We start from the raw sequence: 25,009 nt of genomic DNA, 5'->3' as shown, positions 1-25,009 counted from the left end.
CCTGCTACTTCTGGTAGATCGCCTCGATCTCGTCCGCGTAGTCCTTCGCCACCACGTTCCGCTTGAGCTTCAGCGACGGCGTCAGGTGGCCCGAGTCCTCCGTGAACTGGGAGGAGAGAATGCGGAACTTCCGCACCGATTCCGCCTTCGACACCGCGGCGTTGCCGTCGTCGATCGCGGCCTGGATCGCCGCGTTCAGGTCCGCGTCCCCGGCCAGCGACGCCGCGGTGGAACCCGCCGGCTTGCCGTGCTCGGCGGCCCACCGGCCGAGGAACTCGTCGTCGATGGTGACCAGCGCGCCCACGAAGGGCCGCCCGTCGCCCACCACCATGCACTCCGCGACCAGCGCGTGGGCGCGGATCCGGTCCTCGATGACCGCCGGGGCGACGTTCTTGCCGCCCGCGGTGACGATGATCTCCTTCTTGCGGCCGGTGATCCTGAGGTAGCCGTCCTCGTCGAGGGTGCCGATGTCGCCGGTGTGGAACCAGCCGTCGGCCAGCGCCTCCTCGGTGGCGCCCGGGTTGTTCCAGTAGCCGGTGAACAGGTGCTCGCCGTGCAGCAGCACCTCTCCGTCGTCGGCGATCCGGACCACCGAGCCCGGCAGCGGCTGGCCGACCGTGCCGATCTTCTGCCGGTCCCAGGGGTTGAAGGCGGTCGCCGCACAGGACTCGGTCAGGCCGTAGCCCTCCAGGACCGTGAAGCCGATGCCGCGGAAGAAGTGACCGAGCCGCTCACCGAGCGGGGCGCCGCCGGAGATGGCGTACTCGCCCTTGCCGCCGAGGACCGCGCGCAGCTTGCTGTAGACCAGCTTGTCGAAGGTCTTGTGCTTGATCTTCAGGCCGAGGGACGGGCCCGAGGGGGTGTCCAGCGCCTTGCTGTAGGCGATCGCGGTGTCCGCGGCCTTGTCGAAGATCTTGCCCTTGCCGTCCGCCTGGGCCTTGGCGCGCGCCGAGTTGTAGACCTTCTCGAAGACGCGCGGGACGCCCAGGATCAGGGTCGGCCGGAAGGACGCCAGCTCGTTGGTCAGGTCCTTGATGTCCGGGACCGTGCCCAGCTTGATCGGCGCCATCATCGGCGCGATCTGCACGAGCCGGCCGAAGACGTGCGCGAGCGGCAGGAAGAGCAGGACGGAGCACTCGCCGGTGCGGAACAGCGGGCGCAGACGCTCCACGATGTTCCCGCACTCCGCGAAGAAGCTGCGGTGGGTCAGCACACAGCCCTTGGGGCGGCCGGTGGTGCCGGACGTGTAGACGATGGTCGCCGGGTCGTCGGCCTTGGCGAGCGAGCTGCGCTCCTCGACGGCGGCGTCGCTGATGTCCTTGCCGAGCCGGCCCAGCTCCTCCACGCCCCCGGCGTCGATCTGCCAGACGTGCTTCAGGGCGGGCAGCCCGTTGCGCACCGACTCGACGGCGGCCACGTGGCTGTCCAGCTCGACGACGATGGCGGTGGCGCCCGAGTCGGACAGGATCCACTGGACCTGCTCCGGCGAACTGGTCTCGTACACCGGCACGGTGATCGCACCCGCACACCAGATCGCGAAGTCCAGCAGAGTCCACTCGTAGCGGGTGCGGGACATCAGGCCGACGCGGTCGCCGGGCTGGACACCGGAGGCGATGAGCCCCTTGGCGGCGGCGTGCACCTCGGCCAGGAAGGTCGTGGCGGTCACGTCCTGCCAGGCGCCGCCCACCTTGCGGGCGATCACGGCGACGTCGGGATGCTGCGCGGCGTTTCTACGGACGATGTCCGTGAGGTTGCCGTCCGCAGGGACCTCGTACAAAGCCGGAAGGCTGAACTCGCGCAAGACTGCTGCTCCTCATAGGGCGCCGGCGCCACGACGTTGTGCGATGCGACGGTGCGGTCCAAGGCTCGGGCAGGTGCTCGGGACCCTCAGCGGTTTCAGCCACTGGTTGAAATCCTGAGCACGACTGGACTGCCCGGACGTTACCCGCCGGTATGGCGTCTCCGACAGGGGGTCCCGGCGAGATGTTCGCTGCGTCACACAGATTGGTGTTTCTTTTCGCGCACAGTAGTCCACGCATTTGATGACTAGCCAGTAACCGCAGGTCCCGTCGCCACTGTTCACGTATGCCGCACAGGCCTACCCTTGATCGCCATGGCACTCACACCGCCCGGCAACGGGAGGACGCGCGTACATGTGGTCAGCGACGTACACGGCAACGCCCGTGACCTGGCCAGAGCCGGCGAGGGCGCGGACGCCCTGATCTGCCTGGGTGACCTGGTGCTCTTCCTCGACTACGCCGACCACTCCCGCGGGATCTTCCCCGACCTGTTCGGCGTGGAGAACGCCGACCGCATCGTGGAACTGCGCACCGCCCGCCGCTTCGAGGAGGCCCGCGAGTTCGGCGCCCGGCTGTGGGCGGGCATCGGCACCGACCGGGCGGCGGCGATCGAGAAGGCGGTTCGCAAACAGTACGCCGAGATGTTCGCCGCGTTCCCGACACCGACGTACGCCACCTACGGCAATGTCGACATGCCGCCCCTGTGGCCCGAGTACGCCGGACCGGGCACCACCGTGCTGGACGGCGAGCGCGTCGAGATCGGCGGCCGGACCTTCGGCTTCGTCGGCGGCGGCCTGCGGACCCCCATGCGCACCCCGTACGAGATCAGCGACGAGGAGTACGCGGCGAAGATCGAGGCGGTCGGCGAGGTCGACGTGCTCTGCACCCACATCCCGCCGGAGGTGCCGGAGCTGGTCTACGACACCGTCGCGCGCCGCTTCGAGCGCGGCAGCCGCGCCCTGCTCGACGCCATCCGCCGCACCCGCCCCCGGTACGCCCTCTTCGGCCACGTCCACCAGCCGCTGGTGCCCCGGATGCGGATCGGGGCGACGGAGTGTGTGAACGTGGGCCACTTCGCCGGGTCCGGGAAGCCCTGGGCGCTCGAATGGTGAGCCAACGCAGGTGGGGGTGAAGTCGGGCGCTCACGTGCGCGGTAGCCTTCACGCTGCACACACGTGCGCAGCACGACCTGCCCTACCGGCCCGCATCTGGAGGAGCCACGGCGATGGCGGAACACACCAGCTCGAGCATCACGATCGAGGCGGCACCGGCCGACGTCATGGCGGTGATCGCCGACTTCGCCCGCTACCCGGACTGGACCGGCGAGGTGAAGGAGGCCGAGGTCCTCGCCACCGACGCCCAGGGGCGTGCCGAGCAGGTGCGGCTCGTCATGGACGCGGGGGCCATCAAGGACGACCAGGTCCTCGGCTACACGTGGACCGGTGACAACGAGGTCTCCTGGACGCTGGTCAAGTCCCAGATGCTGCGCTCCCTCGACGGGTCGTACATCCTCAAGCCGGCGGGCGCCGGCGCCACCGAGGTGACGTACCTCCTGACCGTGGACGTCAAGATCCCCATGCTCGGGATGATCAAGCGCAAGGCCGAGAAGGTCATCATCGACCGGGCGCTGGCCGGGCTGAAGAAGCGCGTGGAGTCGGGGGCCAAGTAGGGCGGGTGGAGCCGGCGGGTGAAGCGGAGCGTTACCGTCACTCCCATGCGCACCCTCCTGATCACCGGTCCCGGTGGTGGCGGTCGGACGACCGTCGCCGCCGCCACCGCCCTCGCCGCCGCCCGTGACGGCGTCCGCACTCTCGTGCTGAGTGCCGACCGCACCGACACCCTCGGCTCGGTCCTGGGCGTGGCCACCGGACGGGTGCCCGTGGAGGTCCGGGACGGCCTCACCGCCTGGCGGCCCGACGCCGCCGCCGGCTTCCGCGACGACCTCGCCGCCTTCCAGCAGCGCGCGTCCTCCGTGCTCGACCTGCTCGGCGCCTCCCGCCTCGACCCCGAGGAGGTCACGCCGCTGCCCGGCGCCGAGGAGCTGACGCTGCTCCGGGCGCTGCGGGACGCGGCCCTGTCCGAGCGGCACGACCTGCTCGTGGTGGACCTCCCGGCCACCGCGGAGGCGCTCGCCCTGCTCGCCCTGCCCGAGGAGCTCCGCCGCTATCTGCGCCGCCTCCTCCCGCCCGAACGGCAGGCCGCCCGCGCGCTGCGGCCCGTCCTCGGACGGCTGGCCGGGGTGCCGATGCCCTCGGAGTGGCTGTACGAGACCGCCGCGCGCTGGGACCTGGAACTGGCCGCCGTCGAGTCGGTCGTCACGGACCGCAGCACCGTCGTACGGCTGGTCGCCGAGCCGGGCCCGGCCGGCGCCGACGCCGTACGCGACGCGACCCTCGGCCTCGCCCTGCGCGGACTGCGCCCGGACCACCTGATCGCCAACCGCGTCCTCCCGGAATCCGCGGCCGACAGCTGGCTCGCCGCCCCCGTCGCCCAGCAGCGCAAGACGCTGGAGGAATGGGCCCAGTCCTACGACGTCGTACGCGTCGCACACCCTGGCCGTGACCCGCGGGGCGCCGACGACCTCGCCGAACTCGCCGTCCCCGGGGCGCCGGACGGGCCCTCGCGGGTCGAGTGGCCGGTCGAGGACCGTCTCGCCGACGACGGCGTCCTCGTCTGGCACCTGCCCCTGCCCGGCGCGATACGGGACGAGCTCGACCTCATCCGGCGCGGTGACGAACTCGTGGTCAGCGCGGGGCGGTTCCGCCGGATCGTGCCCCTGCCGTCCGCCCTGCGCCGCTGCACCGTCGCCGGGGCCGCCCTGCGCGACGGGGAGCTGTGCATCCGGTTCGCGCCGGACCCGGATCTGTGGCCGCAGACCCGGTGAACCCGCTGCGCCCGTTCGGGTAACGTCGTAGAGACGAACCGCAGTCAGGAGTCCGTCATGAGCGAAGAGCTCCCCCCGTCAGAGGCCGCCGATCGCGAGGCCGTCGACGAGGTGCGGGCGACCGACGCCGATGCCTGGGCGACGGCGTGTGCCGAAGACCTCGCGGCGGAGAAGGCCCGCCGTCGCGCCGAGTACGGCCCGCCTCCGGGCTCGGCCGCCGAGGAACTGCGCAAGCTCGTCGACGCCGTCACCGACAAGCTGTCGTCGATCCAGTCGCCGCTGTTCGGCGCGGTGGCCGGACCCGCCGCGCAGCAGGTGGTGCACCAGGTCGTCCAGCAGGCCAAGGCCGCCGTCGAGCCCGTCATCGAACGCAACCCGGACGTCTTCGACCACCTCGCGGCAGCGGGCAACGAACTGCTCGCCGCGTACCGGTCCGCCGTCCAGGCCCAGGAACAGCGCTGGACGGCCCGGGACAAGCCGTCCCGCGACCCGGACGACCGGGGCGAGGACCCCGGCCCCGGTGAACGGATCGACCTGGACTAGAGGCCCCTCCGGTACGGTGGGCCATAGCGGGGCTCGACCGAAACTGAGGGATTCATGGGACTCACCATCGGCGTCGACATCGGCGGCACGAAGATCGCGGCCGGCGTGGTCGATGAGGAAGGCAACATCCTCTCGACCCACAAGGTGCCGACCCCGGGTACGCCCGAGGGCATCGTGGACGCCATCGCCTCCGCGGTGGACGGGGCGCGCGCCGGGCACGAGATCGTCGGCGTGGGCATCGGTGCGGCCGGTTACGTCAACCGGCAGCGCTCGGAGGTGTACTTCGCGCCCAACATCGACTGGCGCAACGAGCCGCTGAAGGAGAAGGTCGAGGCCCGCGTGGGCCTCCCGGTCGTCGTGGAGAACGACGCCAACGCGGCCGCGTGGGGCGAGTACAAGTTCGGCGCGGGCAAGGGCCACCGCAACGTCATCTGCATCACCCTCGGCACCGGCCTCGGCGGCGGCATCATCATCGGCAACAAGCTGCGCCGCGGACACTTCGGCGTGGCCGCCGAGTTCGGCCACATCCGCATGGTGCCGGACGGCCTGCTGTGCGGCTGCGGCTCGCAGGGCTGCTGGGAGCAGTACGCCTCGGGGCGCGCGCTGGTGCGGTACGCCAAGCAGCGCGCCAACGCGACCCCCGAGAACGCCGAGATCCTGCTGGGCCTCGGCGACGGCAGCCCCGACGGCATCGAGGGCAAGCACATCTCGATGGCCGCCCGGCAGGGTGACCCGGTCGCCGTGGACTCCTACCGTGAGCTCGCCCGCTGGGCCGGAGCCGGCCTCGCCGACCTCGCCTCCCTCTTCGACCCCTCCGCCTTCATCGTCGGCGGCGGCCTCTCCGACGAGGGCGAGCTGGTCCTGGACCCGATCCGCAAGTCCTACAAGCGCTGGCTGGTCGGCGGCAACTGGCGCCCGGTGGCGGATGTGATCGCGGCCCAGCTGGGCAACAAGGCGGGGCTGGTGGGCGCGGCGGACCTGGCCCGCGAGCCCGACCCGATCATGTAACAGGCGTTCACTGGACCTACCCAGGGGCGCGGGGAACTGCGCGACAAGCCACGACGGTGCGGCAGTCGCACATCTTCCTCGCGTCCCTCGTCATTGGGCGTAAATTGCTCATCATGGCGTCCGACGATCCCACCCTCGTCCGAGTCCTGAGCTACAACATCCGCTCCATGCGAGACGACACCGATGCCCTGGCCAGAGTCATCCGCGCCTGCGCACCGGACCTCGTACTGATCCAAGAAGCCCCCCGCTTCTTCCGCTGGCGCAAGAAACTCGCCCGCCTGGCCCGGGCGACGGACCTCGTCATCCTCACCGGGGGTGCCACCGCCGCCGGCCCGGCGATCCTGTGCAACCTCCGCACCACCGTCGAGCGCACCGAGGACGTCCTCCTGCCGCTCACCCCCGGCCAACACCGCCGCGGCTTCGCCACGGCGGTGGTCCGCATCGGCGGCGCCCGTCTCGGCGTCCTGAGCTGCCACCTCTCGCTCCGCAACGACGAGCGCTACGAGCAGGGCGGCATGCTCCTCGACCGGCTGGCCGGCATGGGAGTCGAGCACGCCGTCGCGGGCGGCGACCTCAACGAGGCCCCCGGCGGCCGCACCTTCCGCCGCCTCTCCGACAACCTCCAGGACTGCTGGGCGACGGCCCCCTGGGGCGGGGAGCACACCTGGACGCGCGACGAGCCGCACCGCCGTATCGACGCGATCTTCGCGAGCAAGGGCATCGAGGTGGTGAGCTGTGGAGTGCCCGAGGACGTCGATGAGACAGACCTGAGGGCGGCCACGGACCACCTTCCGGTCCTGGCCGCCCTCAGAGTGCCCGTGAGCTAGACGACCGCCCCGCGCCCCGGGTCGTCCTCGTCCTCGTCGTCCGTCCGCATCCGCACCACCAGCGTGGCGAACCCGCCCAGGAAACCGCCGATGCTGAGGGTGGTGAGCCACCAGGTCATCTCCCAGCCCAGCAGTATCGCCAGCAGGAGCAGCAGCGGCCCGCCCAGGACAGCGAGCCACGCGAACTTCGCGGTGGTGTCCGCGGCCGGCAGCGGCGGCGGCTCCGGCGGGACGAAGTGGCCCTCGTCGTCCTCGTCGAAGTCCTCCTCGGCCGGCTCGGGCATCGTGTAGTCGCGGGGGCCGCCGACGCCGGGCGCGAAGGAGACGGAGCTGCCCAGCGGCTTGGCCGAGGCGGGCTTCTCGTCCTCCTCCTTCGGCTTCTCGTCGTTGGTCTCCGGCTCCAGGAGCGCCAGGTCCTCCACCGACTTGAACGGCTTGCTGCCCGGCGGGTCCTTCGGCTCCTCGCCGTACCCGGCGACGATCGCCTCCCAGGCCGCCGCCTCGTCGAAGGGGACGCCCTGCTCGTCCGGCTCCCGGTCCTCGCGGTCGGAGTCGTGCTCAGCCACGTGCGGCCGTCCCTTCCTTGCCGATACCGGTCGCGAGCCGGCCGATGAAGGCGAAGCTCTCCTCGAAGATCCGCTCCGCGTCATGGTCCAACGTCGCGACGTGGTAGCTCTGTTCCAGCACGATCTCCGATACGTCCGTGGAGGACACCCGGCTCAGCACACGCGCGGAGTCGGCCGACGGCACCACATGGTCCACGGCGCTGCGCAGGAGCAGCAGCGGCTGGGTGACCTGCGGAAGCTCGCCGTCGACCAGTTTGAAGAACTGCCGCAGGGAGTGCGCGGCGTGCAGCGGCACCCGGGTGTACCCCAGCTCGTGGGCACCCTCCTTGGCGATGTCGTCGGCGATGCCCGGCGTCGACCGCAGCAGATGACGGGCCACCGGAAGGGCGTACGGCGCGAGGCCGTGCATACGGTTCGCCGGGTTGACGGCCACCACACCGCTGACGGCGTCCCCGTGCTTGGCGGCCAGCCGCAGGGCGAGGGCGCCGCCCATGGACAGGCCTGCCACGAACACCTGGGTGCAGCGCTCGCGCAGGGCACGCAGCTCGCGGTCCACCTCGGCGTACCAGTCCTGCCAGCCGGTGAGTGCCATGTCCTCCCAGCGGGTGCCGTGCCCCGGAAGGAGGGGCAGCGACACGGTCAGGCCGCGCTCGGCGAGGTACTCCGCCCAGGGGCGCAGCGACTGCGGGGAACCGGTGAAGCCGTGGCAGAGGAGGACCGCAGTCTCCCCGCCCTCGTGGCGGAACGGCTCGGCTCCAGGGAGGACCGGCACCTTCGGTCTCCTGTTCATGAGAAGGGTGTGAACGCGTCCAGGTGTGGTTCACCGTACGCGACCGCACTGACACCGACCAGGGTCGTCGGGGCCTTTGACAGTGCTCCGGGTTAAGGTCTGACCGACAGACACAGGAGGCACGGGGTTGTTGTACGGAACGATGAAGGTCGCCATCGGCGGGCCGCTGAAGGTCGCCTTCAGGCCCTGGGTGGAAGGCCTCGAGAACATCCCTGCCGAGGGCCCCGCGATCCTGGCGAGCAACCACCTCTCCTTCTCGGACTCCTTCTTCCTGCCCGCGGTCCTGGACCGCAAGGTCACCTTCATCGCCAAGGCGGAGTACTTCACCACGCCGGGCCTGAAGGGCAGGCTCACGGCCGCGTTCTTCAAGGGCGCGGGGCAGCTCCCCGTGGACCGCTCCGGCGCGCGCGGCGCGGGTGAGGCGGCGATCAAGGCCGGCATCGAGGTGCTGGAGCGCGGCGAGCTGTTCGGGATCTACCCGGAGGGCACGCGCTCGCCCGACGGCCGGCTCTACCGGGGCAAGCCGGGCGGCCTCGCGCGCGTGGCGCTCGCCACCGGCGCGCCCGTCATCCCGGTCGCCATGATCGACACCGAGAAGATCCAGCCGCCCGGGCAGGTGATGCCCAAGCTGATGCGGCCGGGCATCCGCATCGGCGAGCCGCTGGACTTCAGCCGGTACCAGGGCATGGAGCACGACCGTTTCGTGCTGCGCGCCGTGACCGACGAGGTCATGTACGAAATCATGAAGCTCTCCGGCCAGGAGTACGTCGACATGTACGCGACCGCCGCCAAGCGGCAGATCGCGGAGGCGACGAAGGCCGAGAAGGAAGCGGAGAAGGCGGCCAAGGCCGCCCTCGCCAAGGCGGAGAAGGAACGCTCCGAGTCCTGAAAAGGGACTTCAAGGGGGCGGGGTGGGGCGGGGGACCATGGCCAGGCGTGAGCGTGTGATGAGGATGTCGGTCGAGCTGCCGTTGTGGCGTGCGCTCACCGGGTACCGGGTGCTGACCCTGCTGTACGCGGTCGGGCTGTTCGCCACGAACTACGAGAACTACGACCGGCCGGGCATCGCCATCGGCTACTACGCCGTCCTGGTCGTCTGGACGTTCGCCACCCTGCCCCGGGTCCAGAACGAGGCCGCCTGCACCAAGCGCTTCCTCGCCCTGGACCTCACCGTCGCGCTCACCGGCATCCTCCTCACCCCGCTGGCGGCCGACGCCCACCACATCGACTCCGGTGGTCCCACCCTGCCGTCGATATGGACCGCCGGTTCGGTCCTCGCGTTCGCCATCAAGGGCGGCTGGCGCTGGGCCGCGTTCGCCTCCACGACGGTCGCCGTCGCCAACCTGATCGAGCGCGGCCAGCCGGCCCGGGACACCGTCCACAACGTGATCCTGGTCTGGGTCGCCTCCATCGCCATCGGCTACGTCGTCGAGGTCGCCCGCGCCTCCGAGCGCACCCTCGCCCGCGCCCTGGAGATAGAGGCCGCGACCCGGGAGCGGGAGCGGCTCGCGCGGGACATCCACGACAGCGTGCTCCAGGTGCTCGCCATGGTGCAGCGGCGCGGCGCCGTCATCGGCGGCGAGGCGGCCGAGCTGGGCCGGATGGCCGGCGAGCAGGAGGTCGCGCTGCGCACCCTGGTCTCCGGCGGTCTGACCCGCGTGTCGTGGGCGTCCGAGGACACGGCCCAGGGAGCCGTCGTACGTGCCGTCGACGAGCCCGACGACTCCGGTCCCGTCGATCTGCGCGTGCTGCTCGCGCCCTTCGCCGCCGCCAGGGTCAGCCTCGCCGAACCCGGCGCCCCGGTGACCCTGGACCCGGCCGCCGCCGAGGAACTGGCCGCCGCGGTGGGGGCGGCCCTGGACAACGTACGCAAGCATGCGGGGGAGCACGCGCGTGCGTGGATCCTGGTCGAGGACGAGCCCGACGAGGTCGTGGTGACCGTACGGGACGACGGGCCCGGTATCCCCGAGGGGCGGCTCGCGCAGGCCGAGGGGGAGGGGCGGATGGGGGTCGCCCTGTCGATCCGGGGGCGGTTGCGCGAACTCGGCGGCAGCGCCGAACTGATCTCGGTGCCCGGGCAGGGCACGGAGGTCGAGCTGAAGGTACCGAAGGTCTCACGGGGGAAGGCAGGACAGCGATGAGTGACAAGGACCCGATCAGGGTGATGGTGGTCGACGACCATCCCATGTGGCGTGACGCGGTCGCTCGCGACCTGGACGCGTCCGGCTTCGACGTGGTGGCCACCGCGGGCGACGGCGAACAGGCGGTACGCCGGGCCAAGGCGGTCGCCCCCGACGTTCTGGTCCTGGACCTCAACCTGCCCGCCAAGCCCGGTGTCCAGGTCTGCAAGGAACTCGTCGGCCACAACCCGGCGCTACGGGTGCTCGTGCTGTCGGCGAGCGGGGAGCACGCGGACGTGCTGGAGGCCGTGAAGTCGGGCGCGACCGGCTATCTGCTGAAGTCGGCGTCCACCGAGGAGCTGCTCGACGCGGTGCGCCGCACGGCCGTCGGCGACCCGGTCTTCACGCCCGGCCTCGCCGGTCTCGTCCTCGGCGAGTACCGCCGGCTCGCCTCCGAGCCCGCGCCCGCCGCGGACCCCGACCAGCCCAAGGCGCCGCAGCTCACCGACCGGGAGACCGAGGTGCTGCGGCTGGTCGCCAAGGGCCTGAGCTACAAGCAGATCGCCGAGCGTCTGGTCATCTCGCACCGCACGGTCCAGAACCACGTCCAGAACACCCTCGGCAAGCTCCAGCTGCACAATCGGGTGGAGCTCGTCCGGTACGCCATAGAGCGCGGGCTTGACGACGAGTAAACCAACCGCCCGACAGTTCACCGGAATTGCCCTTCCCGCCCATCCCTGTGTGACCTGGATCACCATTAGCGTGACCCTCACAGGCAACCGCGGCGAAGGGACATTTCCATGCGGGTCGGAGTACTGACCGGAGGCGGCGACTGCCCCGGGCTCAACGCCGTCATCCGGGGCGTCGTCCGCAAGGGCGTGCAGGAGTACGGCTATGACTTCGTCGGCTTCCGGGACGGCTGGCGAGGACCACTGGAGAACGACACCATCCGCCTCGACATCCCCGCCGTGCGCGGCATCCTGCCCCGCGGCGGCACCATCCTCGGCTCCTCGCGCACCAACCCCTTGAAGGTCGAGGGCGGAATCCGCCGGATCAAGGAGAACCTCGCCAAGCAGGAGGTCGAGGCGCTCATCGCCATCGGCGGCGAGGACACCCTGGGGGTGGCCGCACGGCTCACCGACGAGTACGGCGTGCCCGTCGTCGGCGTACCGAAGACCATCGACAACGACCTGTCCGCCACCGACTACACCTTCGGCTTCGACACCGCCGTCGGCATCGCCACGGAGGCGATCGACCGGCTGCACACCACCGCCGAGTCGCACATGCGCGTCCTGGTCTGTGAGGTCATGGGCCGACACGCGGGCTGGATCGCCATCCACTCCGGGCTCGCCGGAGGCGCCAACGTCATCCTCATCCCCGAGCAGCGCTTCGACGTCGACAAGGTGTGCGCCTGGGTGACCTCCCGCTTCAAGGCCTCGTACGCCCCGATCGTGGTCGTCGCCGAGGGCGCCATGCCCAAGGACGGCGACGTGGTCCTCAAGGACGAGTCGCTGGACTCCTTCGGACACGTCCGGCTGTCCGGGGTCGGCGAGTGGCTGGCCAAGGAGATCGAGAAGCGGACCGGCAAGGAGGCCCGCACGACCGTCCTCGGGCACATCCAGCGCGGCGGCACCCCCAGCGCCTTCGACCGCTGGCTCGCCACCCGCTTCGGCCTGCACGCCATCGAGGCCGTCCGCGACGGCGACTTCGGCAAGATGGTCGCGCTGCGCGGCACGGACATCGTGCGCGTGCCGATCGCGGAGGCGACGGCCAAGCTGAAGACGGTGGATCCGAAGCTGTACGAGGAGGTCGGGGTGTTCTTCGGCTGAGGACGCCGTCAACCCCCGCTCGCTTCAGCTGAGTTGCACGATCCCCGAGCGCCGCCGCGGTCACCGTGGCGGCGTTCGGCGCATGGGGCAGGAAGTTCTGTGAGCGCCGCTCGGTGTGGCGCCGTATATTCAGCCCATACCCCACCAGAACGGGAGCGGTCATGGAGATTCTCGCCTTCGGTGTCCAGGCGGACGAGAAACCCCTGATCGAGCGGGCCTTCCAGGGGCACCACGAGGTCCGCTGTCTGGACGTCTTCCTCAACGAGGACACCGCCCCCATCGCCGCCGGCTACGAGGTGGTCTCCACCAGCGTCAACGCCGAGCTCGGCCACCGCGTCCTGGAGGTCCTCGCGGCCGGCGGCACGCGGATGATCGCCCAGCGGTCCACCGGGTTCAACAACATCGACCTCAAGGTCGCCGAGCGGCTCGGCATGACGGTCGCCCGGGTCTCGTACTACTCGCCGTACTCGGTCGCCGAGTTCGCCTGGACCCTCGCCATGGCGGTCAACCGCCGTATCGTCCGCGCCTCCACCCGCACCCGCGACTTCGACTTCCGCCTCGACGGACTGATGGGCCGCGACCTGCGCGGCCGCACCGCGGGCGTCCTCGGCACCGGCAAGATCGGCGAGGCCTTCACCCGGATCGCCCACGGCTTCGGCATGAGGCTGCTCGGCTGGGACGTCGCCGAGAACCCCGCGTGCATGGAACTCGGCATGAAGTACGTCCCCAAGGAGGAACTCCTCGCCGAGTCCGACCTGGTCACCCTGCACGTCCCGCTGATGCCGGAGACCCGGCACCTCATCGACGCCGCCGCCCTGAAAGTCATGCGGGACGACGCGATCCTGGTGAACTCCAGCCGCGGCGGCCTCGTCGACACCGCCGCCCTCGTCGACGAACTGCGCGCGGGCCGCTTCGCGGGCGTCGGGCTCGACGTGTACGAGGCCGAGGCGGGCCTGTTCTTCCTCGACAAGTCCCTGGAGGCCGTCGAGGACGACACCCTGGCCCGCCTCGTCACCTTCCCCAACGTCCTGGTCACGTCCCATCAGGCGTACTACACCGAGGACGCCGTCGCCCAGATCGTCGACGCCACGGTGAAGAACGTCCTCGACTACAAGGCCGGCCGCCGCTCGGAGAACGTGCTCGTCCCGCGCAGCTGAGCCATCAACTCCCGTACCACCGCGGCCCCGTTCAGCGTGAGCACCGACTCCGGGTGGAACTGCACACCGGCGAAGCCGGGCCCCCGCAGGGCGTGCACCTCGCCCGACGCGCTCCGGCTGACCTCGACGCCGTGCGCGGCCAGCTCGGCCGCCGTCTCGTCGGCGCAGTGCGCCACGAAGCTGTTGTAGAAGCCGACCGTCTCCGGCCGCCCGAACAGGTCGATCTCCGTCTGCGCGCCCTGGTACGGCACTTCCTTCCGTACGATCTCCAGGCCCAGCTCCGCCGCGAGCAGCTCGTGCCCGAGGCAGACGCCGAGCACGCCGTGCCGGTGCCCCCGGATCACCTCGGTGGCCAGCGACCGCAGGAACCGCATCTTCGGATCGGCCGTGTCGGACGGGTCACCGGGACCCGGACCCAGCACCACCGGCCCCTCGTGCGCGAGGACCGCCTCCCGCAATCCGGGTTCGTCATAGCGCCGGACAGTGACCTCCAGACCGCTGGACCGCAGGACATGCGCGAGCATCGCCGTGAAGGTGTCCTCCCCGTCGACGACCAGGGCATGCCCGGCCAGCTCCGCCGACCGCTCCTGCATCCGGAGCCAGAACGGGGCGAGGGAGCTCCGGCGCCCGTCCAGCGCGGCACGCACGCGTGGGTCGTCGGCGAGGTGCACGCGCGCGTGCTCCGCACGTGGCCGCTGCTCGACCACGCCGAGCGCCGCCAGCACCCCCGCCGCCTTGGCGTGCGTCTCCGCGACCTCGCCCGCCGGGTCGGACCCCCGTACGAGCGTGGCCCCGACCGGCACCCGCAGCCGGCCGTCCGCGTCGATGTCGGCGGTACGGATGAGGATGGGGGAGTCGAGCGTCTGGGCGCCCCCGGAGTCCCGGCCGAGCAGGGCCAGCGCCCCCGCGTAGTACCCGCGCCCACCGACCTCGTGCCGCTCGATGACCCGGCAGGCGTTCTGCACCGGCGACCCGGTGACGGTCGCGGCGAACATGGTCTCCTTCAGCACCTCCCGCACATCCAGCGAGGACTTCCCGCGCAGCTCGTACTCGGTGTGCGCGAGGTGTGCCATCTCCTTCAGCCGCGGCCCGACGACGACTCCGCCCATGTCGCCGACGGTGCACATCATCTTGAGCTCCTCGTCGACCACCATCGACAGCTCCTCGATCTCCTTGCCGTCGGCGAGGAACTCCAGCAGATGCTCGGGCGTCGGCCCCTGGGCCGGATAGCGGTACGTCCCGCTGATCGGGTTCATCACGACCGTCCCGCCGGACATCCGCACATGGACCTCGGGGCTGGCGCCGACGAGGGTCCGCTCGCCGGTGTGCACGACGAACGTCCAGTACGCGCCCCGCTCGCCCTCCAGCAGCCGCCGGAACAGGGCGAGGGCGTCGGCGCGTCCGAACCCGGGGATCTCACCCTCGTAGGTCCGCCGGATCACGAAGTTCGCGCCCTCGCCCCGCCCGATCTCCTCCCGCAGCACGCGCCCGACGATCTCCGCGTACTCCTCGTCGGCCACGTCGAAGCCGCCGCGCTCGACGCGCACGTCATGGGCCGGGAGATGGGCGAGGACCTCCGCCAGCGGCAGTGTGTGGGTCTCCTCCGGGGTCAGCACCGACAGCGGCGTCCCGTCGTCGCGGACGTCGAAGCCACGCTCGCGGATCTGCCGGAACGGGACCAGGGCGAGGCCCTCCTCGGGGAGGTCGGCGAGCCTGTCGTACGTCGAGACCGGGCCGAGGAGCAGCTCCACGGTCTGCTCGTCATGGCCCGGCGTGCGACGGCGCAGCAGGGCGAACGGGCGGGGGTCGTCGATCAGGTCGGGCAGCTGCATGGGTCCGTGTCCTTCGGTGAGAGTTCACTGGGAGGAACGGACCCCGGAAACACCGAAGGCCGCCCCTCGGGCGGCCTTCGCGAAGTCTTGCGTACGCGTGATCAGTGGGCCGCCGGATGAGCGGTCCACCACCAGTTCTGGTTCGAAAGCGCGTACATGCGACGCACCCTACCGCATTCCACTCCGTGTACCCCGTGTCTCATTTGCTGGGCATGCGCCGGGAGGCACGACATGACCCCGTAATGTTGAGGCCGTGACCGTGAACGCTAAGACCAGCGCGAGCGCTGGCAACACCTGGCGAGACCTGCCCGCGGCGCAGCAGCCCGAGTACCCCGACACCGAGGCTCTGCGCGCAGTCGTTGCGGAGCTGGAGTCGTATCCGCCGCTCGTCTTCGCGGGCGAGTGCGATCAGCTGCGCGCCCGGATGGCGGCCGTCGCCAAGGGAGAGGCGTTCCTGCTCCAGGGCGGCGACTGCGCCGAGGCCTTCGACGCGGTGTCGGCCGACCACATCCGCAACAAGCTCAAGACCCTGCTCCAGATGGGCGCCGTGCTGACGTACGCCGCGTCCGTCCCCGTGGTGAAGGTGGGCCGGATCGCCGGCCAGTACTCCAAGCCGCGCTCCAAGGGCACCGAGACCCGCGACGGCGTGACCTTGCCGACGTACCGCGGCGACTCGGTCAACGGCTTCGACTTCGACGAGAAGTCCCGGATCCCGGACCCCGAGCGCCTGAAGCGGATGTACAACGCCTCCGCCTCCACGCTCAACCTGGTCCGCGCCTTCACCACCGGCGGCTACGCCGACCTGCGCCAGGTGCACGCCTGGAACCAGGACTTCGTGAAGTCGTCCCCGTCCGGCCAGCGCTACGAGCAGCTCGCGCGGGAGATCGACAACGCGCTGAACTTCATGCGGGCCTGCGGCACGGACCCGGAGGAGTTCAAGACGGTCGAGTTCTACGCCTCCCACGAGGCGCTGCTCCTCGACTACGAGTCGGCGCTGACCAGGGTCGACTCGCGTACCGGCCATCTGTACGACGTCTCCGGCCACATGGTGTGGATCGGTGAGCGCACCCGTCAGCTGGACCACGCGCACATCGAGTTCGCCTCGAAGATCCGCAACCCGATCGGCATCAAGCTCGGCCCGACGACCACGGCCGAGGAGGCGCTGCAGTACATCGAGCGCCTCGACCCGGACCGCGAGCCGGGCCGGCTGACCTTCATCGTCCGCATGGGCGCCGACAAGGTCCGCGACAAGCTCCCCGAGCTGGTCGAGAAGGTCACCGCCTCGGGCGCGACCGTCGCCTGGGTGACCGACCCGATGCACGGCAACACCTTCGAGGCGGCCTCGGGTCACAAGACCCGTCGCTTCGACGACGTGCTGGACGAGGTCAAGGGCTTCTTCGAGGTCCACAAGGAGCTCGGCACCCACCCGGGCGGCATCCACGTGGAGCTCACCGGTGACGATGTCACCGAGTGCGTGGGCGGCGGCGACGAGATCTTCGTCGACGACCTGCACCAGCGCTACGAGACGGCCTGCGACCCGCGCCTCAACCGCAGCCAGTCGCTTGACCTGGCGTTCCTCGTCGCCGAGATGTACAGGGACCAGTAGCGGGAGCACCTGTTACAGGGACACGCAGTGGGGCGCGGATCACATACGATCCGCGCCCCACTGCACTTTTATGGTTCCTGTATGGCGGGTAAGGTTAGGTTAGCCTCACCGATCAACGGGGATGGCAAGACCGATCAATCCCGTCGGGAGGTGACCCGCGTGTACGTCTGCAGTTGTTTCGGGGTCACCGAGCAGCAGGTGAAGAAGCATGCGGAGGACGGTGCCTGCACCCCCCGCCAGATAGCCTCGGCCTGCAAGGCGGGCACAGACTGCGGTTCGTGTGTACGCCGTATTCAGGCGATCCTGGGCCGGGGCGCGTGCCCCCGCCGTGAGCTGGCCGACCAGGGTCAGCCGGTCCTCGCCGAGCTCGACGAAGCCGCCTGACCTTCGCGCGCCCGACCTTCCCGGCTCAGCTCTCCGGCTGCTCGATCAGCTGCGCGATGTAGAGCGCGTCGCCGAGCTTCTCCAGGAGCTCCAGCTGGGTGTCGAGGTAGTCGATGTGGTGCTCCTCGTCCTCGAGGATCGACTCGAAGATGTTCGCGGACGTGATGTCGCCCTTGGCGCGCATCACCTCGATACCGCGCTTGAGGCGGTCGATCGCCTCGACCTCGACCTGCCGGTCGGCCTCGAACATCTCCTTGATCGTCTGCCCGACCCGGACATGGAACAGCCGCTGGTAGTTCGGCAGCCCGTCCAGGAACAGGATCCGGTCGGTGAGCACCTCGGCGTGCTTCATCTCGTCGAACGACTCGTGGCGCGTGTACTTCGCGAGCTTCGTCCAGCCGAAGTTCTCCTGCATCTTCGCGTGCAGGAAGTACTGGTTGATCGCGGTGAGCTCGCCGGTGAGCTGCTCGTTGAGGAATTCGATGACCTCGGGGTCGCCCTGCATCGCAGAGGCTCCTTCCAACCGTGGGGAACTGGCAGGTTGCGCCGCATCCTTGCACCGGTTCCGAAGATCGTCCAGTAAGTCTTCACTTAGTAAGTAAGGGCATGCTTAGTCCGGTTTGGGGTGATTCGGGATGGGGTTGGTCAGGTGCACCGCCCCGGGTCTGTCAGGATGGAGTCATGGGTCAGTCGGTGGAACGCGAGTCAGGAGAAGCGGCACACTCCGAGCTTCCGCCGGGGCAGCGAATGCAGCGCGGCTGGCCGGTCACGCACTACGGACCCGTCCCCAAGTTCCGCCCCGAACGCTGGGAGTTCCGCGTCTTCGGCGCCACCGCGGACGGCGGCAAGGAGTGCTGGACCCACGAGGAGTTCACGGCGCTGCCGCACACCACCGTCGTGGCCGATCTGCACTGCGTCACGAAGTTCAGCATGCTCGGCGCCGAGTGGGGCGGTGTGCCCGCCCGGACCATCCTGGAGATCGCCCCGCCCGCCCCGGCCGTCACCCATGTGATGGTGTGGGCGGAGTACGGCTTCAGCTCCAACCTGCGCCTCGCCGACTTCGCCGCCGAGCGCACGATTTTCGCCACCCACAAGGACGGCGAACTGCTCACCGCCGAGCACGGCTTCCCGCTGCGGCTGGTCGTGCCTCATCTGTACGCCTGGAAGGGGCCCAAGTGGGTCCGCGGCGTCGAGTACATGACCGCCGACCGCCGCGGCTTCTGGGAGGAGCGCGGCTATCACAACATCGGCGACCCCTGGAAAGAGCAGCGCTACTCCTACCAGGAAGTCCCCGGGGACGGTCCCGAGCTCTGACCCCTCGGCTCAGTGGTGGTACTGGTGCACCACCGCGTGGCCCTTGCCGCGGCCGATCATCCACTTGTTGACCGGTGTGGTCAGGACGAAGGCGATGGCCAGCGCGATCGCCAGCGCACCCCAGAACAGTGGGTCACCGAGCCCGGCGTCCATGGCGCCCGGCCACAGCACGATCACGCCGTTGTCGACCAGTTCCATCACGGCGATGGACAGGGTGTCCGCGGCCAGCGCCACCTTCAGCGCGGCGCGCAGGCCGACGCCCGCCTTCATGACGCCGCGCAGGGTGAGCGCGTAGCCGAAGAAGAAGGCGAGGGCGATCGCCAGGATCAGGGTCGGGGTGTTGCCCCAGCCGAGCGCCGTGCCGATGACCATGCCCAGCACCTCGCCGATGGCGCATCCGGTGAGGCAGTGGAGGGTGGCCTGGACGGCCGTGGTCCAGCCGCTGCCCGTCTGGTGGCCCTCGTGCCCGTGGTGAGCGTGTCCTGTGTGCGCCTCGTGCTCCATGAGTACCCCCAACGTCAGGTAGCGGTTCCTGCCTTGAGCAAGAACCGTATACCCCCTAGGGGTATTCCGTAACGGCTATCCGTCGCGCAGTTTCTTCAGCCGCTCCACGTCCGCCGCGTGTCCCTCCTTGCCGCCGGGCGTCTCGATGATCAGCGGTACGCCCTCGGTGGCGGGGTGGGTCATCAGTGCCCGGAACGGGTCCTCGCCGATGTGGCCGGAGCCGATGTTCTCGTGCCGGTCCTTGTGGGCGCCGACGACGTCCTTGGAGTCGTTGGCGTGGATCAGCTTCAGCCGGCCCTCGCCCACGGTGTCCACCAGCAGGTCGAGGGTCTGGTGCATACCGGACGGGCCGGTCAGGTCGTGGCCCGCCGCGAAGATGTGGCAGGTGTCGAGGCAGACGCCGAGCTTGGGGTGGGCGTCCAGGGCCTCGAAGTACGGTCCGAAGTCCCAGGTCCGCGAGCAGAGCGACGAGCCCTGTCCGGCGGTCGACTCCAGCAGCAGGAACGGGTCGTCGTCATGGGTGAGCTCGTCCAGCAGCGGCAGCAGGTACTCCCGGACCTGCTTGAGGGCGACGGGGCGGTCCCGGCCGCCGGTCGCGCTGCCCGTGTGCACGACCACGCCGAGCGCCCCGATCTCGCGGCCGCGGCGCAGCGAGTGGCGCAGGCTCTCCACCGACTTCTCCACGGTGGCCTCGGTGTGCGAGCCGAAGTTGATCAGATACGGGGCGTGCACATACGCGGGGATCGACTCCGCCGCGCACGCCGCGCGGAACTCCTCGTCCTGGCGCGGGTTGCCGACGGGCGTGGCCCAGCCGCGCGGGTTGGCGACGAAGACCTGCACGGTCTCCGCCCGGAGATCACGGGCGTAGGACAGGCCGACGGAGTTCAGACCGCCGGCCACGGGGACATGGCCGCCGACGGGGTTGCGCTGAGTCATCACCCACTCAGGGTGTCATGTGAGCGGGCATGCCCAGATCAGGCACCTGGCCGCAGCCGCCGCGGCAGCGGCCCTCGTGGTCGTCAGCGGTTCTCGCGGCCGACGGGGCGACGGTGTCAGCGGATCTCGATGGTGATCGTCGATCCCTTGGGGGCCGTCTGACCGCCCTCCACCGACTGGCTCTTGACGGTGTCGCCGAACAGTCCGAGGATCCCCCGGTCCTCGTCGACCTCGAACCCGGCCCCCTCCAGCGCGGACTTGGCGTCGTCGACGCTGTCGCCGACCACGTCCGGCACCTCGACCAGCTCCGGACCCTTGGAGATCGTCAGCGTCACGGTGTCGCCCTCGGCGGCCTCGCTGCCGTCCTGCGGGGTCTGCGCGGCGACCAGACCCTTGTCGTACTCGGAGTTGACCTGCTGGGAGGCGACCTTCACCTTCAGGCCCGCCTCCGCCAGGTCCGCCTTCGCGTCCTCCAGGCTCTCGCCGGTGACGTCCGGGACGTCCACCGGGCTGCCCTTGCTGACGACCAGGGCGACGGCCGAGCCCGCGCGGAGCGTGGTGCCCGCCTCCGGGTCGGTGCTGATGACGAACCCCTTGATGACGTCCTCGCTGAACTCCCGGGTCACCATGCCCGGTTCGAGCCCGTCGTTCTCCAGCCGGTTCTTCGCCTTGTCGAGCCGGTAGCCCTTCAGATCGGCGAGTTTCACGGTGTCGGGACCCTTGGAGATCGTCAGCCCCACCGAGTCGTTGTCCCGGATCCGGGTGCCGACCGTCGGGTCCGAGCTGATGACACGGCCGCGCTTGACGGTGTCGCTGTACTCCCGCTGCACCTTCCCGACCTCGAGCCCGGCCTGCTCCAGCCGGTCCCGGGCCTGCGTCTCCGTCTTGTCGATCAGCGCCGGGACCTTGGTGAACTGGCCGGAGTTGATGTACCAGACGCCCGCGCCGACGCCGAGGATCAGCAGAAGGGCGACGACGATGGCGAGCGGCCCGCGCGGCGGGCCCGAACGGCGCCGGGGCGGCGGGGGCGGGGGGGTCTGGAGCCGGCTCGTGCGGTTGAGCGACGGCGCCGCGTCGTCCTCGTTGACCGGCAGGGGCCGCGGCACCGTCAGTGAGCGCGGGATCACGCTCGTACGGTCCTCGGCACCACTGTGCGCGACGGACAGGGCCTGCGGCGGAACCAGGTCCAGCTGGTCCTCGCTGAGCGCGCCGCGCGCCTCGCGGGCCTGGGCGAGCAGCGCCACCGCGTCGTACGGGCGGATGTCCGGGGTGCGGGCGGTCGCCGACGCGACCAGTTCGTCCAGCTCGAACGGCAGCCCCGGCACGACGGCCGAGGGCGCCGGGACGTCCTCGTGGAGATGCTTGTAGAGCACGATGGCGGGGGACTCCCCGTCGTGCGGCTTCTCGCCGGTCAGCATCTCGTACAGCACGACACCGCAGGCGTAGACGTCGACGCGGGCATCGGCGGCGCCCGGCTGGTCGATCTGCTCGGGTGCGAGATAGGAGACGGTGCCGAGCACGGCACCGCTGGTGTTGGTGACGGTGTCGACGGACCGGACCAGCCCGAAGTCGGCGACCTTGACCCGGCCGTCGTCCCCTATCAGGACGTTCTCCGGCTTCATGTCCCGGTGCACGAACCCCGCGCGGTGCGCGGCGCCGAGCGCGGCGAGCACCGGCTCCAGGATGTCGAGTGCGGCCCGCGGTTGCAGCGCCCCGCGGTCGCGCAGCACGTCACGCAGCGTGCAGCCCGCCACGTACTCCATGGCGAGATAGACGTACGACCCGTCGGTGCCCTGGTCGAAGACCTGCACCACGTTGGGGTGGGCGAGTCGGGCGACGGACTTGGCCTCGCGGATGAACCGGTCGACGAAGGTGCCGTCGGCCGCGAGGCCCGGGTGCATCACCTTCAGCGCGAGCACGCGGTCGAGGCGGGTGTCCACGGCCCGGTAGACCGTGGCCATCCCGCCGACCGCAATCCGCGCGTCCACGCGATAACGCCCGTCGAGCACCTGCCCGACGAGAGGGTCCTGAAGGGTCGTATCCACGCAGGTGAGTGTACGAGCCGTGACTGACAGGGCCGTCGGTTCGGGCGAGATCGGGGCGGGACTGAAGCCGTCCTGTGACGGACGTCGCAACGACTTTCGTCCCGCATCGAACGTACGTTCAGAACGCGGGGCGTTCCGGATCCAGTCGCGCCAACCCCTCGGCGGGGGAGGAGGCTTCGGCGAAATGCCGCCGCGGGATACGCCCCGCGCGGTACGCGAGGCGGCCCGCCTCCACCGCGTGCCGCATCGCATGCGCCATCAGCTCCGGCTCCTGTGCCCGCGTCACGGCCGAGGCGAGCATCACACCCGCGCACCCCAGCTCCATCGCGAGCGCCGCGTCCGACGCCGTCCCCGCGCCGGCGTCCAGGATCACCGGCACGCGCGCGTGCTCGACGATCAGCTGGAAGTTGTGCGGGTTGCGGATGCCGAGCCCGGAGCCGATCGGGGAGCCCAGCGGCATGATCGCCGCGCAGCCCACGTCCTCCAGCTTGCGGGCCAGCACCGGGTCGTCGTTGGTGTACGGCAGCACCGTGAAACCGTCGTCGACCAGCGTCTCCGCCGCGTCCAGCAGCTCGATGGGGTCCGGCAGCAGGGTGCGTTCGTCGGCGATGACCTCCAGCTTGACCACGTCGGTGCCGAGCGCCTCGCGCGCGAGGCGGGCCGTCAGCACGGCCTCGCCCGCGGTGAAGCAGCCCGCGGTGTTGGGCAGCACCTGGATGCCGAGCCGGTTCAGCACCGACAGGACGGAGCCGTGCACGTTCGGGTCCACGCGGCGCATCGCGACCGTCGTGAGCTCGGTCCCGGAGGCGATCAGCGCCCGCTCCAGCCCGTCCAGGCTGGGTGCCCCGCCGGTGCCCATGATCAGACGGGACGAGAACGCCGTACCGCCGAGGAGGAAGGGATCGTCGGCCATGGGTCAGCCTCCTTGGACGGCGGTGAGGACCTCGACACGGTCCCCCTCGGTGAGGGGTGTCGAGGGCCACTGCCCGCGCGGGACGACGGTTTCGTTGAGAGCGGCGGCCACTCCGGAGGGCGCCGGGGTCAGGGTCCGTACGACGGTGTCGAGAGCCGTGCCGGGAGCGAACTCACGCGGCTCTCCGTTGAGGGAGATGTTCATGCGGGCTGCTCCGTGAGGTGCGGGGCCGTGGGCTCCGGGCGGGCGAAACGCTTCGGCGTGAACGGGCGGACCTCGTCCGGGAGTTCACCGGTGGCCAGTACGTCGGCCATCGCGTCGCCGGTGACCGGGGTCAGCAGCACACCGTTGCGGTAGTGGCCGGTCGCGAGGAGCAGCCCGGGCAGCTCGGTCGGGCCGAGCAGCGGCGCGTTGTCGGGGGACCCCGGGCGCAGTCCCGCGCGGGTCTCCGTGAGCGGCAGCTCGGTGATGCCGGGGACCAGCTCATGGGCGTCGCGCAGCAGCTCGTACACCCCGCCCGCGGTCACCGTGGTGTCCCAGCCGAGCTCCTCGCTGGTCGCCCCGATCACCAGCTCGCCGTTCTCGCGCGGCACCAGGTAGACATGGCTGCCACGGACCACGGCCCGCACGGTCCGGCTCAGGAACGGCGCGTACCGCTGCGGCACGGTCAGCCGCAGCACCTGCCCCTTCACCGGCCGCACGGGCGGCAGTACGGCGTCGGGGACCCCGGCGAGCCGCCCGCTGAGGCTGCCGCCGGCCAGGACGACCTGGCCCGCGCCCAGCCGCGTGGCGTCGGTCGTGGTGATGCCGGCGGCCCGGCCCGCAACGACGTCCAGGCGCTCGGCCCAGAGGCGATGGAAGACCACGCCCGCGTGCTCGCACGCCGCCAGCAGCGCCTTGACCAGCCGGCGGGGGTCGATCTGATGGTCGCCGTCGACCCGCAGCCCGCCGCGTACACCTGGCGCGAGCATCGGCTCCAGACGCCGGCACTCCCGCCCGGACAGCCACTCCGACTCCAGGCCTGACTCCCGCTGGAGGGCGTGCAGTTCGCGCAGATGGGCGCGGTCGTCGGCGTCCAGCGCGACGGCGAGCGTGCCGCAACGGCGGTAACCGAGGTCCTGGCCGGTCAGCTCGGTGAGCTCGGCCGCGAAGTCCGGATAGCGGCGGGCCGAGGCGAGGTTCAGACCCAGCAGGGTCTGCTCGCCGTAGTGCAGTTCCGTGACGGCGGCCAGCATGCCGGCCGCCACCTGGGCGGCCCCGCCGCCCGGTTCGGGATCGACGACGGCCGTGGCGAGACTGCGCTGCGCGGCCCGCCAGGCCGTGACGAGGCCGATGATTCCGCCCCCGACGACGAGGACGTCTGACGTACGTGAGGACATGGGCGTCCAGCCCCTCCCTTCGCCGGCATGACCCGGATCAGGTTCGTACGGTCGGAGGCCGCCAGCCTCCCTCTCAGCCCGGTGCGTCCGGGCTCCCGCGAGTGCTCTACGTTGGCCACCCTAGCCCGACGTCGTATGTCTCAGTAAGGGAGCCTCGCTCGGTGGCACGCTCGCTCGACGGTCTCGTCCTCGCCCCCGTCGCCGACCAGGCCCCAGGTCAGGTGGGCACCCGCACCCGGTTCACGTACCACGAGAAGGACGGCGAGATCTGGGCCGAGTACGTGGGCGGGGACGTCGTACGCGGGCATCTGATCGGGACCCGGGAGGGGGACCGGCTGGACTTCCGGTACGTCCAGCTCAAGCACGACGGGACGACCTCGTCCGGGCACTGTGTGTCCACGGTCGTCGAACTTCCGGACGGGCGCGTGCGCCTGGAGGAGACCTGGGAGTGGGAGTCCGGGCCCGGCAGCGGGACGAGCGTCGTGGAACAGATCGCCGAGGGTGTGGAGCAGGTCACTGCGCACGACTCCTGACTGACAAATTGTCAGTTGTCTATGGTGATCAGGTGAGCGA

General features: G+C 70.6%; 27 protein-coding genes and 1 riboswitch. Of the genes, 15 read left to right on the top strand and 12 right to left on the bottom strand.

The genetic code is table 11. From position 1 onward, the window contains the following. Nucleotides 1-4: 4 nt before the first annotated feature. Nucleotides 5-1,801, bottom strand: coding sequence for an AMP-dependent synthetase/ligase (locus tag ABKA17_RS34615; RefSeq protein WP_353696280.1), 1,797 nt, complete (start codon nt 1,799-1,801; stop codon nt 5-7). A gap of 354 nt (nt 1,802-2,155) precedes the next feature. On the opposite strand from ABKA17_RS34615, the gene ABKA17_RS34610 reads away from it, so the two are divergent. From ABKA17_RS34610 to ABKA17_RS34585, 6 genes are all read left to right on the top strand, one after another. After that, the gene (locus ABKA17_RS34610) at nt 2,156-2,911 is read left to right on the top strand and encodes a metallophosphoesterase family protein (RefSeq protein ID WP_353696315.1); all 756 of its coding nucleotides are present in this window, start codon (nt 2,156-2,158) and stop codon (nt 2,909-2,911) included. A gap of 113 nt (nt 2,912-3,024) precedes the next feature. Continuing rightward, nucleotides 3,025-3,468, top strand: coding sequence for an SRPBCC family protein (locus tag ABKA17_RS34605; protein WP_353696279.1), 444 nt, complete (start codon nt 3,025-3,027; stop codon nt 3,466-3,468). A 45-nt stretch (nt 3,469-3,513) separates the two neighbouring features. Beyond that, nucleotides 3,514-4,683 carry an ArsA family ATPase gene (locus ABKA17_RS34600; protein ID WP_353696278.1) on the top strand — a complete coding sequence of 390 codons (1,170 nt, stop codon included), beginning with the start codon at nt 3,514-3,516 and terminating at the stop codon, nt 4,681-4,683. A gap of 57 nt (nt 4,684-4,740) precedes the next feature. Beyond that, nucleotides 4,741-5,226, top strand: coding sequence for a DUF5304 domain-containing protein (locus ABKA17_RS34595; protein WP_353696277.1), 486 nt, complete (start codon nt 4,741-4,743; stop codon nt 5,224-5,226). Nucleotides 5,227-5,280: 54 nt separating this feature from the next. Then, nucleotides 5,281-6,234: an ROK family glucokinase gene (locus ABKA17_RS34590; protein WP_353696276.1), complete on the top strand. Its 954-nt coding sequence runs from the start codon at nt 5,281-5,283 to the stop codon at nt 6,232-6,234. 113 nt (nt 6,235-6,347) lie between these two features. After that, nucleotides 6,348-7,061, top strand: a complete 714-nt coding sequence (locus ABKA17_RS34585; protein ID WP_353696275.1) for an endonuclease/exonuclease/phosphatase family protein — start codon at nt 6,348-6,350, stop codon at nt 7,059-7,061. Here ABKA17_RS34585 and ABKA17_RS34580 read toward each other — a convergent pair. Both ABKA17_RS34580 and ABKA17_RS34575 read right to left on the bottom strand, forming a co-directional pair. Next, the gene (locus ABKA17_RS34580; RefSeq protein ID WP_353696274.1) at nt 7,058-7,627 is read right to left on the bottom strand and encodes a hypothetical protein; all 570 of its coding nucleotides are present in this window, start codon (nt 7,625-7,627) and stop codon (nt 7,058-7,060) included. The two genes, ABKA17_RS34585 and ABKA17_RS34580, sit on opposite strands and share 4 nt — an antisense overlap. Next, nucleotides 7,620-8,399: an alpha/beta hydrolase gene (locus tag ABKA17_RS34575; protein ID WP_353696314.1), complete on the bottom strand. Its 780-nt coding sequence runs from the start codon at nt 8,397-8,399 to the stop codon at nt 7,620-7,622. The genes ABKA17_RS34580 and ABKA17_RS34575 overlap by 8 nt, the downstream gene beginning before the upstream one ends. Nucleotides 8,400-8,559: 160 nt before the next feature. Here ABKA17_RS34575 and ABKA17_RS34570 point away from each other — a divergent pair, with 160 nt between their 5' ends. The 5 genes from ABKA17_RS34570 (at nt 8,560) to ABKA17_RS34550 (ending at nt 13,523) form a co-directional block, all read left to right on the top strand. Then, nucleotides 8,560-9,306 (top strand): lysophospholipid acyltransferase family protein, encoded by a 747-nt coding sequence (locus ABKA17_RS34570; RefSeq protein WP_353696313.1) that lies wholly within the window; start codon nt 8,560-8,562, stop codon nt 9,304-9,306. 37 nt (nt 9,307-9,343) lie between these two features. Continuing rightward, nucleotides 9,344-10,558, top strand: a complete 1,215-nt coding sequence (macS, locus tag ABKA17_RS34565; RefSeq protein WP_353696273.1) for a MacS family sensor histidine kinase — start codon at nt 9,344-9,346, stop codon at nt 10,556-10,558. Further along, a complete protein-coding gene (locus ABKA17_RS34560; protein WP_353696272.1) occupies nt 10,555-11,229 on the top strand; it encodes a response regulator in 675 nt (224 codons plus the stop codon). The genes macS and ABKA17_RS34560 overlap by 4 nt, the downstream gene beginning before the upstream one ends. A 108-nt stretch (nt 11,230-11,337) precedes the next feature. Then, nucleotides 11,338-12,366, top strand: a complete 1,029-nt coding sequence (locus tag ABKA17_RS34555; RefSeq protein ID WP_353696271.1) for a 6-phosphofructokinase — start codon at nt 11,338-11,340, stop codon at nt 12,364-12,366. A 161-nt stretch (nt 12,367-12,527) separates the two neighbouring features. Beyond that, the gene (locus ABKA17_RS34550) at nt 12,528-13,523 is read left to right on the top strand and encodes a 2-hydroxyacid dehydrogenase (protein WP_353696270.1); all 996 of its coding nucleotides are present in this window, start codon (nt 12,528-12,530) and stop codon (nt 13,521-13,523) included. Here the strand turns inward: ABKA17_RS34550 and ABKA17_RS34545 are convergent. Together ABKA17_RS34545 and ABKA17_RS34540 are read right to left on the bottom strand one after the other, a co-directional pair. Continuing rightward, entirely contained in the window at nt 13,475-15,355 is a 1,881-nt protein-coding gene (locus ABKA17_RS34545; protein ID WP_353696269.1) for an anthranilate synthase family protein, read from the bottom strand. The genes ABKA17_RS34550 and ABKA17_RS34545 overlap by 49 nt on opposite strands. A gap of 101 nt (nt 15,356-15,456) precedes the next feature. After that, nucleotides 15,457-15,513: a trp operon leader peptide gene (locus ABKA17_RS34540; protein ID WP_353696312.1), complete on the bottom strand. Its 57-nt coding sequence runs from the start codon at nt 15,511-15,513 to the stop codon at nt 15,457-15,459. Between the two features lie 95 nt (nt 15,514-15,608). Here ABKA17_RS34540 and ABKA17_RS34535 point away from each other — a divergent pair, with 95 nt between their 5' ends. Next, nucleotides 15,609-16,961 carry a class II 3-deoxy-7-phosphoheptulonate synthase gene (locus tag ABKA17_RS34535; RefSeq protein ID WP_353696268.1) on the top strand — a complete coding sequence of 451 codons (1,353 nt, stop codon included), beginning with the start codon at nt 15,609-15,611 and terminating at the stop codon, nt 16,959-16,961. A gap of 150 nt (nt 16,962-17,111) precedes the next feature. Continuing rightward, complete coding sequence (locus ABKA17_RS34530; protein ID WP_353696267.1) at nt 17,112-17,345, top strand: (2Fe-2S)-binding protein; 234 nt, start codon at nt 17,112-17,114, stop codon at nt 17,343-17,345. A gap of 25 nt (nt 17,346-17,370) precedes the next feature. Here the strand turns inward: ABKA17_RS34530 and bfr are convergent, their stop codons facing one another. Continuing rightward, complete coding sequence (gene bfr / locus ABKA17_RS34525) at nt 17,371-17,850, bottom strand: bacterioferritin (protein ID WP_353696266.1); 480 nt, start codon at nt 17,848-17,850, stop codon at nt 17,371-17,373. A gap of 176 nt (nt 17,851-18,026) precedes the next feature. On the opposite strand from bfr, the gene ABKA17_RS34520 reads away from it, so the two are divergent. Continuing rightward, entirely contained in the window at nt 18,027-18,659 is a 633-nt protein-coding gene (locus ABKA17_RS34520) for a sulfite oxidase-like oxidoreductase (RefSeq protein WP_353696265.1), read from the top strand. A gap of 9 nt (nt 18,660-18,668) precedes the next feature. Here ABKA17_RS34520 and ABKA17_RS34515 read toward each other — a convergent pair whose 3' ends face one another. The 6 genes from ABKA17_RS34515 to thiO form a co-directional block, all read right to left on the bottom strand. Beyond that, a complete protein-coding gene (locus tag ABKA17_RS34515) occupies nt 18,669-19,163 on the bottom strand; it encodes a DUF4396 domain-containing protein (RefSeq protein WP_353696264.1) in 495 nt (164 codons plus the stop codon). Nucleotides 19,164-19,238: 75 nt separating this feature from the next. Continuing rightward, entirely contained in the window at nt 19,239-20,099 is an 861-nt protein-coding gene (locus ABKA17_RS34510; RefSeq protein WP_353696263.1) for a deoxyribonuclease IV, read from the bottom strand. A 116-nt stretch (nt 20,100-20,215) separates the two neighbouring features. Continuing rightward, the gene (gene pknB / locus ABKA17_RS34505; RefSeq protein WP_353696262.1) at nt 20,216-22,144 is read right to left on the bottom strand and encodes a Stk1 family PASTA domain-containing Ser/Thr kinase; all 1,929 of its coding nucleotides are present in this window, start codon (nt 22,142-22,144) and stop codon (nt 20,216-20,218) included. A gap of 118 nt (nt 22,145-22,262) precedes the next feature. Then, a complete protein-coding gene (locus ABKA17_RS34500; RefSeq protein WP_353696261.1) occupies nt 22,263-23,057 on the bottom strand; it encodes a thiazole synthase in 795 nt (264 codons plus the stop codon). 3 nt (nt 23,058-23,060) lie between these two features. After that, a complete protein-coding gene (gene thiS / locus ABKA17_RS34495; RefSeq protein WP_353696260.1) occupies nt 23,061-23,261 on the bottom strand; it encodes a sulfur carrier protein ThiS in 201 nt (66 codons plus the stop codon). Beyond that, nucleotides 23,258-24,436, bottom strand: coding sequence for a glycine oxidase ThiO (thiO, locus tag ABKA17_RS34490; protein ID WP_353696259.1), 1,179 nt, complete (start codon nt 24,434-24,436; stop codon nt 23,258-23,260). The genes thiS and thiO overlap by 4 nt, the downstream gene beginning before the upstream one ends. Then, a riboswitch (TPP riboswitch) is annotated at nt 24,434-24,545 on the bottom strand. It overlaps the preceding gene by 3 nt. A gap of 52 nt (nt 24,546-24,597) precedes the next feature. Between thiO and ABKA17_RS34485 the strand changes: the two genes are divergently transcribed. Next, nucleotides 24,598-24,969: an avidin-fold protein gene (locus ABKA17_RS34485; RefSeq protein ID WP_353696258.1), complete on the top strand. Its 372-nt coding sequence runs from the start codon at nt 24,598-24,600 to the stop codon at nt 24,967-24,969. Nucleotides 24,970-25,009: the final 40 nt, after the last annotated feature.

This window comes from Streptomyces sp. RG80, assembly GCF_040446465.1.
Lineage (GTDB): Bacteria > Actinomycetota > Actinomycetes > Streptomycetales > Streptomycetaceae > Streptomyces.
The sequence above is the reverse complement of the archived record's forward strand: the minus strand, read 5'-3'. Positions and strand labels throughout refer to the sequence as shown.